Origin of the sequence: Paraburkholderia atlantica, assembly GCF_000092885.1 — a bacterium.
In the GTDB taxonomy this organism is placed as follows: domain Bacteria; phylum Pseudomonadota; class Gammaproteobacteria; order Burkholderiales; family Burkholderiaceae; genus Paraburkholderia; species Paraburkholderia atlantica.
Genome location: NC_014117.1, coordinates 3,301,020 through 3,314,468, shown reverse-complemented (window position 1 = coordinate 3,314,468; position 13,449 = coordinate 3,301,020). Strand labels below are relative to the sequence as shown.

13 protein-coding genes and 1 pseudogene are annotated in these 13,449 nt (G+C 66.8%); 8 read left to right on the top strand and 6 right to left on the bottom strand.

Annotated features, from left to right (window positions below; genetic code table 11):
• Positions 1 to 105 precede the first annotated feature (105 nt).
• Positions 106 to 1,247: pseudogene (locus tag BC1002_RS15040) on the top strand (IS481 family transposase).
• A gap of 173 nt (positions 1,248 to 1,420) precedes the next feature.
• Here the strand turns inward: BC1002_RS15040 and BC1002_RS15035 are convergent.
• From BC1002_RS15035 to fliF, 6 genes are all read right to left on the bottom strand, one after another.
• On the bottom strand, positions 1,421 to 2,953 hold the full coding sequence (locus tag BC1002_RS15035) for a flagellar hook-length control protein FliK (RefSeq protein ID WP_013090851.1): 1,533 nt from the start codon (positions 2,951 to 2,953) through the stop codon (positions 1,421 to 1,423).
• Between the two features lie 61 nt (positions 2,954 to 3,014).
• Positions 3,015 to 3,464 carry a flagellar export protein FliJ gene (gene fliJ, locus BC1002_RS15030; RefSeq protein WP_013090850.1) on the bottom strand — a complete coding sequence of 150 codons (450 nt, stop codon included), beginning with the start codon at positions 3,462 to 3,464 and terminating at the stop codon, positions 3,015 to 3,017.
• A 2-nt stretch (positions 3,465 to 3,466) separates the two neighbouring features.
• A complete protein-coding gene (gene fliI / locus BC1002_RS15025; protein ID WP_013090849.1) occupies positions 3,467 to 5,107 on the bottom strand; it encodes a flagellar protein export ATPase FliI in 1,641 nt (546 codons plus the stop codon).
• Positions 5,101 to 5,784: a flagellar assembly protein FliH gene (fliH, locus tag BC1002_RS15020; protein WP_013090848.1), complete on the bottom strand. Its 684-nt coding sequence runs from the start codon at positions 5,782 to 5,784 to the stop codon at positions 5,101 to 5,103. Before fliH ends, fliI begins: the two co-directional genes overlap by 7 nt.
• Positions 5,777 to 6,772 carry a flagellar motor switch protein FliG gene (gene fliG, locus BC1002_RS15015; RefSeq protein ID WP_013090847.1) on the bottom strand — a complete coding sequence of 332 codons (996 nt, stop codon included), beginning with the start codon at positions 6,770 to 6,772 and terminating at the stop codon, positions 5,777 to 5,779. Before fliG ends, fliH begins: the two co-directional genes overlap by 8 nt.
• Complete coding sequence (fliF, locus tag BC1002_RS15010; RefSeq protein ID WP_013090846.1) at positions 6,762 to 8,558, bottom strand: flagellar basal-body MS-ring/collar protein FliF; 1,797 nt, start codon at positions 8,556 to 8,558, stop codon at positions 6,762 to 6,764. The genes fliG and fliF overlap by 11 nt, the downstream gene beginning before the upstream one ends.
• Positions 8,559 to 8,794: 236 nt before the next feature.
• On the opposite strand from fliF, the gene fliE reads away from it, so the two are divergent.
• The 7 genes from fliE (at position 8,795) to BC1002_RS14975 (ending at position 13,448) form a co-directional block, all read left to right on the top strand.
• Positions 8,795 to 9,130 (top strand): flagellar hook-basal body complex protein FliE, encoded by a 336-nt coding sequence (gene fliE, locus BC1002_RS15005; RefSeq protein ID WP_013090845.1) that lies wholly within the window; start codon positions 8,795 to 8,797, stop codon positions 9,128 to 9,130.
• 271 nt (positions 9,131 to 9,401) lie between these two features.
• Positions 9,402 to 9,836 carry a flagellar export chaperone FliS gene (fliS, locus tag BC1002_RS15000; protein ID WP_013090844.1) on the top strand — a complete coding sequence of 145 codons (435 nt, stop codon included), beginning with the start codon at positions 9,402 to 9,404 and terminating at the stop codon, positions 9,834 to 9,836.
• Positions 9,833 to 10,159: a flagellar protein FliT gene (locus BC1002_RS14995; protein ID WP_013090843.1), complete on the top strand. Its 327-nt coding sequence runs from the start codon at positions 9,833 to 9,835 to the stop codon at positions 10,157 to 10,159. The genes fliS and BC1002_RS14995 overlap by 4 nt, the downstream gene beginning before the upstream one ends.
• Before the next feature lie 106 nt (positions 10,160 to 10,265).
• Positions 10,266 to 11,690: a flagellar hook-length control protein FliK gene (fliK, locus tag BC1002_RS14990; protein ID WP_013090842.1), complete on the top strand. Its 1,425-nt coding sequence runs from the start codon at positions 10,266 to 10,268 to the stop codon at positions 11,688 to 11,690.
• Complete coding sequence (locus BC1002_RS14985) at positions 11,690 to 12,058, top strand: EscU/YscU/HrcU family type III secretion system export apparatus switch protein (RefSeq protein WP_013090841.1); 369 nt, start codon at positions 11,690 to 11,692, stop codon at positions 12,056 to 12,058. Before fliK ends, BC1002_RS14985 begins: the two co-directional genes overlap by 1 nt.
• A gap of 183 nt (positions 12,059 to 12,241) precedes the next feature.
• Positions 12,242 to 12,829, top strand: coding sequence for a phage major capsid protein (locus BC1002_RS14980; RefSeq protein ID WP_083788691.1), 588 nt, complete (start codon positions 12,242 to 12,244; stop codon positions 12,827 to 12,829).
• A gap of 160 nt (positions 12,830 to 12,989) precedes the next feature.
• The gene (locus tag BC1002_RS14975) at positions 12,990 to 13,448 is read left to right on the top strand and encodes a hypothetical protein (RefSeq protein WP_013090840.1); all 459 of its coding nucleotides are present in this window, start codon (positions 12,990 to 12,992) and stop codon (positions 13,446 to 13,448) included.
• The last annotated feature ends 1 nt before the right edge of the window (position 13,449 follow it).

Below are 13,449 nucleotides of genomic sequence, written 5' to 3'. Positions count from 1 at the left end.
GCGGCACCTACTTTCTTTGCAGCAGTGTATGGACCGGACACATGGGTAACAGGTGTGCGGGGACATGGGTAACACTTTGGGCGAGTGAATCGCGCGGAGCCGGTCATGCCCTGGAACCCGAGAGAGACCATGAACCTGCGTCTGGAATTCGTTTGTCTGGCCTTGCAGGAAGGCGCCAACCGGCGTGAGCTGTGCCGGCGCTTCGGCATCAGTGCGAAGACGGGCTACAAGTGGCTGTCACGTCATGCGCAGGACTCGACAGCCATGGCTCTGGCCGATCGCTCCCGTCGGCCGCGGCAGACTCCGGCCCGCACGGCGCCGTGCGTCGAGCAGCAGGTAGTGCAACTGCGTCAGGCCCATCCTGCATGGGGCGGGCGCAAGATCAGCCGGCGCCTGAGTGATCTGGGACATACGGATGTGCCTGCTCCCAGCACGGTGACGGACATCCTGCATCGCCACGGGCTGATCGATGCCGCCGCCTCTGCGGCAGCCACGCCGTGGCAGCGTTTCGAGCACGAGCAGCCCAACGATCTCTGGCAGATGGATTTCAAGGGCTGGTTCGACCTGCAGGACGGACGGCATTGTTCGCCATTGACGATGCTGGACGATCATTCGCGCTACAACGTCACGCTCGATGCCTGCATCGGCACCGATACACGGACCGTGCAACATCACCTGGAACGCACGTTCCGCCGCTACGGGCTGCCGCTGCGCATCAACGCGGACAACGGTTCACCGTGGGGCAGCCCCAGCCAGGCGGGCCAGTTGACCGAACTGGCGATCTGGCTCATCCGGCTGGGCATAGCCTGTCTCACAGTCGCGTCGCCCATCCGCAGACCAACGGCAAGGAGGAACGGTTTCACCGCACACTGAAGGCCGAGGTGATCGCCGGGCACCACTTCAAGGACCTGCCCAGCGCCCAGCGGGCGTTCGATGCATGGCGCTCGGTCTACAACCATCAGCGCCCGCATCAGGCGCTGGACATGGCGACGCCAGTCACGCGCTATCGGCCGAGTCCGCGCGCCTACCCCGAGATTCTGCCGCCGATCGAATATGGTGAGAACGATATCGTGCAACGCGTGGGCTGGAACGGTGAACTACGCTTCAGGAAGCGGCGCTTCAAGGTATCGAGCGCCTTGCACAATCTGCCCGTTGCGATTCGCGAACGCGTGGGCGAAGAGAACTGTTATGACCTGTTTTTTGCGCATCACCGGTTTGGAACCATCAACCTGAACCAGCAGCGATGAGCGGATCATGTGTTACCCATGTCCCCGCACACCTGTTACCCATGTGTCCGGTCCATACACAGCAGCAAAGAAAGTAGGTGCCGCCCCGCACAGGGGCAACGCCAATAGACCGACAAGCCAGCAAGGAAAGGCCAAGAACGCCGGAACAACGAAAAAGAAGCGCCCGCCTCGCCCTAGGCAAACGTATCGACTAATCCAACCTTCTGCCGCACGGCAACATTAGCGATGGCATCGCTGGAGTCCGCAGAACCGTCCCCTGCAAGGGAACCACCACGACCATCCTTCCCATTCGCCCCACCCGCGCCAGCGCTCTGCTGCTGCTGTTGCCCGCTTTGCCGGGCAAACCCATCACTCACGCTCGCACTGCCGAGCCCAATTCCATTGGATTCCATCGCCTCGCGAAGCTTCGGCAACGCCGCCTCGACCGCCTCCCGCACCGACTGGTGCTGCGACACGAACAGCGCATGCGCATGGTTATCCGCCACCTGCAACACGACCTGCAACGGCCCCAGATCCTTCGGATTGAGCGTCAGCTCGGCACTCTGCGAATGCGCATTCGACAAAAACACCACCTTCTGGCTCAGCGCTTCTTCCCAGGCGCTCGTGCCGACCTGCGGCGTCAACGCGTTCGCGGCGGCGGCCGCGCTCGCGTTGCCGGTGCTCTGCACCGCCGCCGTCGTGCTCGCGGCGTTCGCTGCCGCTTGCGTCGCGGCCAGCGCCGCGTTCGCCGCCTCGGACGCGCTGCGCGTCGACGCGAGACTGTCGGCCTGGCCGCTGGTCGCGGCCGCGGCGCTGATTGCATCGGCGGCCGACTTCGCTGTCGATGGATCGGCCAGCGCGCTCGCGACGGCCGTTGCCGTCGTCGGCGTCGTGTGGGTGGTCGACGCGCCCTTGCCGGTGACGGGCGTCTTGTCGTCCGAGGTGCCGTTCAGGTCGTTTTTCGGGTTGCTAAGGCCGCGTACCGCGCTCGATACGCTCGCGGCTTTCGCCGCCGCGCCGCTAGCGAGCGAGGCCGCGGGCACCGCGCCCTGGCCGCTCGATAGCGCGGACAGCGCATTCTGCAGCGCGTCCTGCAGCGACTTCGGATCGACTGCGCCTTTTCTGCCTGCCGCGGTGGCCGTGAGCGCGCTCGTGGCCGTGCCGGCCAGCGCGCTCAGCGCGCTCAGCGCGTCGGCCGCGGAGCTTGCGGCATCGGTCGCGGTGGTCGCGTTCGCGTCGGTGTTAATGACGGCGGCCTGTGCCTGCGCTTGCGCCTGCGCCTGGGCGGCGGCCGCCGCGGCAGCGAGCGCGCCAGCGTCGGTTTGGGCCTTGGTGTCTTGCTGCCCGGTTTGCGTCGTGGTCGACTGGCTGTTCGATGCCTGCTGCGCGGGTGTCGTCGACGTCGCGGATGTTGTGGACGACGATGACGCGCTGGCGCTGGCCGCGTTGCTCGCCGTGCCGCTGCCGTTCTGGCTACTGCCCGCGCTCTGCCGTGAGGGAGTGGGCACGGGCGCGGGTGCGCTGGGCGCGCTCGGTGCCGAGGCTTGCGACGCCTTCGTTGAACTGGTCTGCTGTTGATTCGCGCTGTTCTGCTGGTCGATGCTTTGCTGCAAGGTCTGCGCGAACGGGGTCGAGCTCGCGGCGTTCGCGGCCGCGCTGCTCGATCCATTGCTGCTCGCGTCGAGCAGCGTGCTCAGTTGCGAGCCGATCTGTGAAAGAAGCGACATAAAGAATCCTGTGAATCGGTCAAACGGGTGTGCCGTCAGGCATTAACCGTGAGGCAAGGCCTCACGCGCCGTCGGCTCGCATGCGCAGACTCCGCGCCGCAAATTCGTCGGCGTCGCGTTGTTCGCGACGCGCCGCAACCTTCGCCTCGGCCGCCTCGCCGCGTGCCTGCAGCACTTCGTACGAGCCGAGCTTCTGCTTCTGGCGCTGCCAGTCGGGCTTCGCCATCTCGACGCGCGCGCTCGCCGCCGCGAGCAGGTTGCGCTGCTGCTCGATCGCTCCGTCGAGCGTGTCGAGGAACGCCTGGAAGTTGCGCATGTTGCCGGCGGGCATCCCCGACTGCGCGCTCTCGGTGAAGCGTGCGTAGTATTCATTGCGGTACTGCACGAGTGCATCGAGTTGCGCCTGTACGTCGTTGCGCTCGCGCTGCGCGCGGCCGAGCCGCTGCGCGGCGGCGTCCACGTCGTCCTGCGCGAGACCGATCAGCGTCTTGATCGGAAAGTGTTTCGACATAATCAGCCTCCTCGATCCTGGGCAAACAGCGCGTTCAGCATGTCGATGCTCGGCTGGAAGTTAGCGCACTCGCGAAAACCTTGCTGCAGGAACGCTTCCATCCGCGGGTACAGCGCGATCGCGCGATCGAGCAACGCGTCGCGCCCGGCGGAATAAGCGCCGACGTTGATCAGATCGCGGTTGCGCTGATAGCGCGACAGCATCTGCTTGAACATACGCGTTTTATTCAGATGGTTATCGTCGATCAACGCGGTCATTGCCCGGCTAATCGACGCTTCGATATCGATCGCGGGGTAGTGGCCGGCTTCGGCGAGCGAGCGCGACAGCACGATGTGACCGTCGAGAATCGCGCGCGCCGAGTCGGCGATCGGGTCCTGCTGGTCGTCGCCTTCGGTGAGCACCGTGTAGAACGCGGTGATCGAGCCGCCGCCCGCCGGTCCGTTGCCGGTGCGCTCGACCAGCGCCGGCAGCTTCGCGAACACCGACGGCGGATAGCCCTTGGTGGCGGGCGGCTCGCCGATCGCCAGCGCGATCTCGCGCTGCGCCATCGCGTAACGGGTCAGCGAATCCATCAGCAGCAGCACGTGCTTGCCCTGGTCGCGGAAGTATTCGGCGAGCGAGGTCGAGTACGCGGCGGCCTGCATCCGCAATAGCGGCGACACGTCGGCCGGCGCGGCGATCACGACCGAGCGCGCCAAGCCTTCCTCGCCGAGAATCTGTTCGATGAACTCCTTCACTTCCCGGCCGCGTTCGCCGATCAGGCCGATCACGATCACCTCGGCGCTGGTGTAGCGCGCCATCGTGCCGAGCAGCACCGATTTACCGACGCCCGAACCCGCGAACAGCCCCATGCGCTGACCACGGCCGACGGTCAACAGCGAGTTGATCGCGCGCACGCCGACGTCGAGCACCTTGTGAATCGGCTCGCGATTGAGCGGATTGATGACCGGCGCGGACAGCGGCGCATCGGTTTGCGTGCCAAGCGGGCCGAGCCCGTCGAGCGGACGGCCCGATGCGTCGAGCACGCGGCCGAGCAATTCCCAGCCGACCGGCAGACGCTTCGCGCCGGCGAGCGGATCTGCGATCGGCGCGCTTTCGAGCGGAAAGACGCGCGCACCGGGCAACAGGCCGATCACTTCGGTGGTCGGCATCAGGAACAGCTTGTCGCCGGAGAAGCCGACCACTTCGGCTTCGGCCATCGGCAGCGAACTGCCGGGCGGCAGCTCGATCATCACTTCGGCGCCGACCGACAGGCGCAGACCGACTGCTTCGAGCACCAGACCGGCCGCGCGTGTCAGGCGCCCGCACGCGCGCAGCGGCTTCGCGATCGCATTGCGTGCGCGCAGCGCGTCGAGCTGGCCGCGCCATGCCTGCATGTGCGGATTGATGTCGAGCGCGGGATCGTAGGACGGTGCGTGCGGGGCGTGAGCGGCGTGGTCCGTCGCGGCGGACTCGCGGCTCACCGCCGCGCCTGTCGCCGGATGCGCAGTCGCGGGAGCGTGCCATGCCGCATCCGGGGGCTCCGGAAAACCGGACGACTCGACATCGGCCAGCGCCTCGGCGCCGAAAGACGCCAACGCGAGCTCGCGTTCGAGCGGCGTCAGGTCGCTCGCGCGGATCTCGTCGAGTGTCGGCTTCACCACGTGCTCACCTTGCCGAGCGCGGCGGCGACGCGCTGCCAGCGCGTATCGATGCCCGCGTCGACTTCACCGGTACCGGCCTGCGCGCGGCAACCGCCACGCTCCACTGATGCATCGGTGCGCACGGTCCAGCCGCGCGTTTGCAATTCTTCGAGCAGATACGCCTCGACCACCGGCAGATCGGCGGGACTCACGATCAGCGCCGGCGCGCCGGAGAGCGCGGGCTCGGCCGCGAGCACCTCGCGCGCGGCCGCGATCAGCGCGGTCGGGTCGTGCTGCACATGCTGGCGCACGACCTGTTGCGCGATGTCGAGCGCGAGTGCGATCAGCGTTTCGGAGATCGCGTGCTGCGCGCCGTCGAGCGCGGTCTTGAAGGTTTCGGCGAGCGCGGCGAGCCGCATCGCTTCCTCGCGCGCCTCGGTCTGGCCCTGTGCGAAACCCTGCGCGTGCCCCTGGTCGTAGCCCGCCTGATAACCGAGCGCCTGGCCGGCCACATGACCGGACGCGACGCCCTGCGCATGCGCGGCTTCACGGCGGCGCTCGAGTTCGGCTTCGAACGCGCGCTCGTCGAACTCGGGCTCGGCCGGCGGGGGCGGCGGCGGAGCCGGGTCGAACGACGCCATCTCCCAGCGCTGGTAAGCCGAGAGGCCGTCCTTTGCCGGGGCGTTCGGATCAGACATATGCGTCTTCCGCCTTGCCGCCGATCACGATCTGGCCGCTCTCGGCCAGGTTGCGCACGATCTGCAGGATGCGGCGCTGTTGCGTCTCGACTTCGGACACGCGCACCGGGCCGCGTGCGTCGAGGTCTTCGGCGAGCAACTCGGCCGCGCGCTGCGACATGTTCGACAGGAACTTCTGACGCAGCGCGGGCGGCGCGCCCTTCAGCGAGATGATCAGCGCCTCGGATTCGACTTCCTTCAGCAGCAGTTGGATCGCGCGGTCTTCGAGGTCGAGCAGGTTCTCGAACACGAACATCTGGTCGATGATCTTTTGCGCGAGCTCGGCGTCGTACTGGCGCACGTTTTCGATGACGCCTTCCTCGTGGTTGCTCGACATGAAGTTCAGAATCTCGGCGGCCGTACGGATGCCGCCCATCGGGCTGCGCTTCAGGTTGTCGCTGCCCGACAGCAGGCCGGTCAGCACGTCGTCGAGCTCGCGCAGCGCGGCCGGCTGGATGCCGTCGAGCGTCGCGATCCGCAGCAGCACGTCGTTGCGCAGGCGCTCCGGGAAGCACGACACGATCTCCGAGGCCTGATCGCGGTCCAGATGCACGAGAATCGTCGCGATGATCTGCGGATGCTCGTTCTTGATCAGTTCCGCGACCGCCGACGAGTCCATCCACTTCAGGCCTTCGATGCCGCTCGTGTCGCTGCCCTGCAGGATGCGGTCGATGATCGCGCCGGCCTTGTCGTCGCCGAGCGCCTTGGTCAGCACCGAGCGGATGTAATCGCTCGAATCGAGCGACATGCCGGTGTGCTGCTCGGCCTCGCGCACGAACTCCTGCAGTACCTCGTCGATTTGCTCGCGGGTGACGTTTTTCAGCGCGGCCATCGCGACGCCGATTTTCTGAACCTCACGCGGGCCCAGAAACTTGAACACCTGCGCCGCCTCTTCCTCGCCGATCGACATCAGCAGCAGCGCGCTCTTCACTACGCCTTCAGCGCTCATCGGACACCCAGTTCTTGACGACGGTTGCTACGATCTTCGGATCCTGACGCGCGATGTTGCGCGCGAACTCCAGGTTCCGCTCGTACTTGTGCTTCGCGTTTTCGAGCGCGAGCTTTTCGCTATCCGCTTCGATTTCGACCACCGCTCCATCGCGCTCGTCGGCCGGGATGCCGTCGAGCAGCACCGGTTCGTCGGGCGACATCAGCGCGGGCACCGGCTCGGGCGGCGGCGGGAACGCGCGGCGCAGCGCCGGCTTCACCATCACGAAGTAGAGGAACAGGGCCACCGCGCCGATGCCGAGGTACGTCGCGATCTGCTTGTACAGCGCCAGCATGTCCGGCGTGCGCCACCACGGCAGGTCGGCGTTCGGGTCGAGGTCGGTAGTGAACGCGCTGTTGACCACGTTGACCGAGTCGCCGCGCGACGCGTCGTAGCCCATCGCGTCCTTCACGAGCTGCGTGATCTGCGCGAGCTTGTCGGCGCTGACCGGCTGCATCGTCACGTGACCCTTCGGATCGACGACCCGCATATAGTTGACGACCACCGCGACCGTCAGCCTGCGGATGCCGCCCATCGGCTGGTCGATGTGACGCACGGTCTTGTCGAGCTCGTAGTTGGTGGTCGAATCCTTGTGATCGCTGATCGGCGTCGTGCTCACGGAGCTCGCGCCGTTGCCGGCCACGATCGGCGCGGAGGCCGGCTGCGGCGGCTGATTCGACAGCGCGCCCGGCACGCCCGAGGCGCCGCCCTGCGACATTTCGGTGGCGCTGCTCGTCTGCTGGCTGCGGATCGCGGCGTCCTGCGGATTGGCGTTCGGGCCGTACTTCTCCGAAGTCTGCTCGCTGTGCGAGAAGTCGATGTCGGCGCTGACCTGCGAGCGCGCGTTGCCGGCGCCGAACAGCGGCGCGAGGATCGTGTCGATGCGCTGCTGCGTGTTGCGTTCGATCTGCTGGCGGAACTTCAGCTGGGTCGCATCGAGGCCGCTGCCGTTGGTTGGCTGCGTGAGCAGGTTGCCGTCCTGGTCGAGGATCGTCACGCCGCGCACCGGCATTTGCGGCACCGCCGACGCCACCATATGCGTAATCGCGACCACCTGCCCTTCGTCGAGCACGCGGCCCGGGTACAGGTTCACGAGCACCGACGCCGACGGCGGTTCCTTGTCGCGCACGAATACGCTCGGCTTCGGAATCGCGAGGTGCACGCGCGCCGATTTGACGCTCGAGATAGATCCGATCGTGCGTTCGAGTTCGCCTTCGAGCGCGCGCTGATAGTTGACCTGTTCGTCGAACTGGCTGATGCCGAATTTCTGGTTGTCCATCAGCTCGAAACCGACCGAGCCGCTCTTCGGCAGTCCCTGCGATGCGAGGCGCAGGCGGGTCTCGTGGACCTGCTCGGCGGGCACGAGCACCGCGGTGCCGCTTTCGGACAGCTTGTATGGGATATTGGCCTGCTGCAGCGCGGTGATGATCGAGCCGCCGTCGCGGTCGGACAGATTGCTATAGAGCACCTTGTAGCTAGGCGCGCGCGACCACAGGAACAGACCGGCGACGACCGCCACCAGCAGCGCGACCGCGAACACCAGCGGCGCGCGCGGGTTGCCGCGCATCTGCGCGAGTCCGGACAGACGCTGGCCGAAATTGCCGCCGAGACCTCCGAGGCCGCCGAGGCCACCGAGGTCGGCCGTGCCGCCGGTCTGGCCGCCTGCGGCCTGAGCGGCCGCGGGCTGCGCGCCGGCGAGCCCCATGCGGGCGTCGGGGTTGATCAAAGAGTTGGCTGACGAATCCATGCGTCGGGTTTCTCCGGGGAATGCCTTGGCGTTCTGCCGTGATGCCGCGCCGGGGCTCGGCGGACGGACAGAGACTTTCACGTTGAAATTATCCGCAGCGCCGCTCAACCCGATTGCTTGAATAGAGCCGGGTTTTCCCCCTAGTTTCGGGACTTTCGGCGAGGGGCCGCTGCTATGCTTTCGTCCAGATCGGTACACCTTCCAGTGGTCCGATCGCCTATTCAACGGAGAAAAAGATGACCATGCCCGTGAACGCGCTATCGTCGGCGCTGCAACAGATGCAGGCGATGGCGGCGCAGGCGGCCGGCGGCGCGACCCCAGTGGCGGAGCAATCCGGCGCGGCGACGCCGACCAACTTCGCGGCGGCGCTGAAGGCCTCGCTGGACAAGATCAGCAGCGACCAGCAGAAGGCGATCGGCGAATCACAGGCGTTCGAACTCGGCGCGTCGAACGTGTCACTGAACGACGTGATGGTCGACATGCAGAAGGCCAACATCGGCTTCCAGTTCGGCCTGCAGGTGCGTAACAAGCTGGTCGCCGCGTACAACGACATCGCGCAGATGTCGATCTGAGCGGGATCGCGCGGGACTGCATGAAGGATTGCCCGAAGGTCCATCTGAGTCCCGTCCGACGATCCGGCAAGCCGCTGCCGGCGCTTGCGTCGGCGGCTTCGCGCCCCGTTTCCCATGCCCGCCCAGCGGCGCTTTCGATCCTCCTTACACCGGACTAAAGCTTTGTCGTCGCGCATCCGATAACCAAATTACATGTCAGCGATTGGCGCGGCGACGCGCCGCGCGGCCACGCCACGACTTAACCGCAGCCAGTATCAGAGGAGGAGCGCCGATGTTTTCCCAAGGACACGCTGGAGCCAACGCGTATGCGCGTGTCGGCATCGAGACATCCGTGATGGGCGCGAGTCCGCATCGTCTGATCGTGTTGCTGTACCAGGGCGCACGTCAGGCGATCGCGCAAAGCCGCCTGCATTTGCAGCAGGGCAACGTGGCGGAGCGTGGCATGGCGATCAGCAAGGCGATCCGGATCATCGAAAGCGGGCTGCAGGCGTCGCTCAATCTCGAGGTGGGCGGCGAAATCGCCGAACGGCTCAATGCGTTGTACGACTATATGGCGCGTCGGCTGTTGCAGGCCAATATCAATCAGAGCGAGGCGATGCTCGTGGAAGTGGACCGACTGCTCGCGACGCTCGAAGAGGCATGGATCGGGATTGCCCCGGAGATCGCGCGGATGGCGGCACAGCCAGCCGCGGAAAGTTTGAGATGACATCGAACGCAGAATATTTTGCCCGCTATGAAGCGGTCGCCGCGCTGTCCTGCCGCATGCTGATCGCGGCCCGCCGTGCACTGTGGAACGACCTGGTGCACTTGCAGGAAGAGTATCGGCATCTGGTCGAAGCGCTGCGCGAAGCCGACGTGGGCGTCAAGCTCGACGAAGCCGAGCGCCTGCGCAAGTACGCGCTGATCCGCCAGATCCTCGCCGACGACGCCGCGATCCGCGACCTCGCGAATCCGACCATGGCGCATCTGTCGGCGCTGTTCGCCGGCCGGCCGACGCGTGTGCTCAAGGAGTTGTACGGGGCGCGCTGAGTGCGGGCGGGCACGCGTGTGAGCTGACGCCACGCCGTACGCGTCTGAAGGATCGGAGCAATCAGAGCATCGCGCGCATTGCCGCCGATGCGACCAAGGAACCGGCATGAACGGAATCGATTCGGCCCTCGCTTCGGTGCTGTCGAGCCGGATCGACAGCCTGCTCAGCATCGCGCCGGGAACCGCGACCACCTCGCAGACCGGCGCCGCCGGCGTCGATACGAAGGTTCCCTCGGCGCCTGCGAGCGCGACGCCCGCGCCGCAGTCGTCCGCGCAAACCGCGCTGTCGGCCGTCGCGCTGACGCTGAATGCGATCGCGCACTCGGGCGGCGACGCGACACCGGCGGTGCTCGGCCGCGCGCCCATCTGGGCGGCCGCGCCGGCGCTCGACGTCGCCATCGAGAGCTTGCCGCTGACCAATGCGGGATCTGCTACCGGCGATTCCGCCGCTTCCGCCGCTTCCGCGAATATCAATACCAATCCCCACGCTGCAGCCAACGCAACCGCGGCTACCACCGCGAGCGTGGCGGCGACCGAAGTGCCGGTCGCGGCGCTCGCGGCCGCGCTGCAAAAAACAGTGGCCGACAGCGGCCTGTTCTACGAGGCGCATCTCGCGGCGTGGCTGGTCGGCCAGCGTTCGCCGACTCAACTGGCGAACGAGGCACAGAATCAGCTCGTCGCAGATTCTCAATTGCCCCCCGGCTGGAGCGCCGACGCTGGCGACGCGAGCGCACGGTCCGCTTCGGCGAACGGAGCCCCCGGGGCAACGCCACGCGGCGCGCCCAACGGCGCACCGGCCGGCACGCCGAACGCTGCCGATAACAACCCTGCCTCGCACGCGATGCCGTCGATCCTGACCGCGCAGGCCGCGCGCCTTGTCGCGGGCGAACTGCTGGCCAGTTCGGTGTCCGACCTGAACGGACAGTCCACGCATGCGGGGCCGCACAGCGCCGCGTCCCAGGCTGCCGATGGCGGTCCCTCGCAGAGCGCGCAGGCGATGGCGGCGGCGGTGCATCCGGCGACCGTGCCGCTCGTGCGCCAACAGCTCGATCTGCTTGCGACCGGACAGTTTCGCTGGACCGGCGAGGCGTGGCCCGGCGCGCGTCTGGACTGGACCATCGAACAGGATGGCGACGAATGGGACCGCAGCGGCGGCGGCCTCGCGAGCGAGGACGACCAGCCGTGGCGTACGCGCCTGACGCTGTCGCTGCCGAGCCTCGGCACCGTCGATGCTGAACTGACGTTGACCGGCACGCGGCTGACCGCGCGCGTGCAGGCGAGCCCGCGGGGCGCCGCGCGGCTCGCGATGCAGGGAGACGGTTTCCGTCAGCGGCTCGCGGCGGCGGGGATCGAGCTGCAGGGATTGACGATACGGGAGATCGGCGGCGGTGCGCCAGGTGCTACTGCGGCTGGCGCCTCGGCGGCGGGTGTACAGGCGGCGGGCGCGTATGCACGGTCGGCGTCGGCGGCTGTAACCGGGTCGGCGGCGGCGAGCACCGCGTCGCGCGACGACTTCGATTGGGATATCTGATGAGCCGCACCCATCGTCGCAGCGCGGCTGCGCTCGTTTATGACGCTCATGGCGGGGAGCCCGCGCCGCGTGTGGTCGCGAAGGGGTATGGGCTGCTTGCCGACATGATCGTGCAGCGCGCGAAGGAAGCAGGGCTGTATGTGCATGAGGCGCCCGAGATGGTGTCGCTGTTGATGCAAGTCGATCTGGATGCGCGGATTCCTCCGGAGCTTTATCAGGCTGTTGCCGAGTTGTTGGCGTGGTTGCATCGGCTTGAGAGTGGGGCCCATGTTGAGCCGGCGCATGAGGGGGAGAGCGCTGGCGCGCAGGATGCGGTGGATGTTGTTGCTACTGATGTGCCTGGCGGCACGGGGGCTGCGGATCATTGACGGTGCGCGTTTGCCCTTTTTGCAGGTCGGAGCTCTTTTTTGTTCTTGTTCTTGCGGTGTTGGCCTTACCTTGCTTGCTTTTCGGTCTATTGACGTTGACCCTGTCCCATCGCAATTGGTGGATCGTCGCGTGACGTAGAAGAGGCCCCGCTGCGGTGAACTGACCTCAAGGCGCAGTCCTCGATCGTCGCGACGCTGAAGAACGAGACGGTCGATACGTGGGCGCACTGGATTCTGACCTCGTTGCAGGTGCTCGACGACTCGGCGGGGCTGGAGGCGTTCATCAACTCGGTGCTGCTCGCGGGCCTCGCGCGCAAGGTCGATGCGAGCCTCGGCACTCAACTCGTGACGCTCGCGCCGCCCCTTGTCGTGACCGCCGATAACCTCGCGGACGCGTGCCTGTACGCGCGCGCCGAGATCGACGATCAGGGACGCACGGCCACGACCGCCGCGCTGAACACTGGCGACTATATCGCGCTGCTGACGATGAAAACCTCGACGGGCGAGTACCTGTTCGACGCCGACCTCGCGCAGCGCATCGGCCTGAACCTCGTGGCGGGGTCTGCGATTCCGGCGGGTCAGGTTCTCGTGTTCGACTCCTCGATCGGTGCGCTGCTGGAGCGGCAGACGCCCACGGTCGAGGTAAGCCGCGAGGACAGCGACAACTTCCGGCGCAACATGGTCACACTGCTGGCCGAGTGCCGGCTGCTGCTCGCGCTGTACGATCTGAACGGCATCATGTCGGTGAGCCTGACGCCGCCCGCGCCGTGAAGACTTCGACGTAACGGCTGCAGCGCCTCGCGGGGGTCATCCATGCTCCCGCGCGGCGTACTCCACGGGAGCCGCTCCCGGGCAGACAAGCGGCAACTGCGGTATAGCCGCCGCGCCGGTTCGGTCCCGGTGTGGCGGCTCTTTCCTACGGAGCACGGGCATGGCCTTCACCCCTCTAATCGCGTGGACGACCAACGGCGTGCGGCAACAATTGTTGCAGTACGCGCGGAGCGAGGGCGAGACGCCCGAGCGCCTTGCCGGCGATCTGATCGTCGAGGCAATGCGTGCACGCCACGCCCCGCCCGTTGACTTCGCAACGGCTCCCGTCGAGCACAAGGGCGAGTGGAGCCGGGACGACGAAGATGCGGACGAGGATCGCCCGATCGAAAAAAAGGCAGTTCAGCCCAAGGCCAAGTTCGGCTCGCAGGCCGCGAAGCGCGCGAGGGCCGATGCGTTCCTGCGCAGGCTGCTCGCGGACGGCCCCCGCTCTGGCGGCGAGGTGAAGCAGGCGGCGCTCGCCGCAGGCTTCGCATGGACGGCGATCCATGCAGCCGCCGAGCGCCTGCGTGTGGACAAGCACAAAGCCTTCGGGTCCTCGTCGTGGACGCTGCCCACGTAGC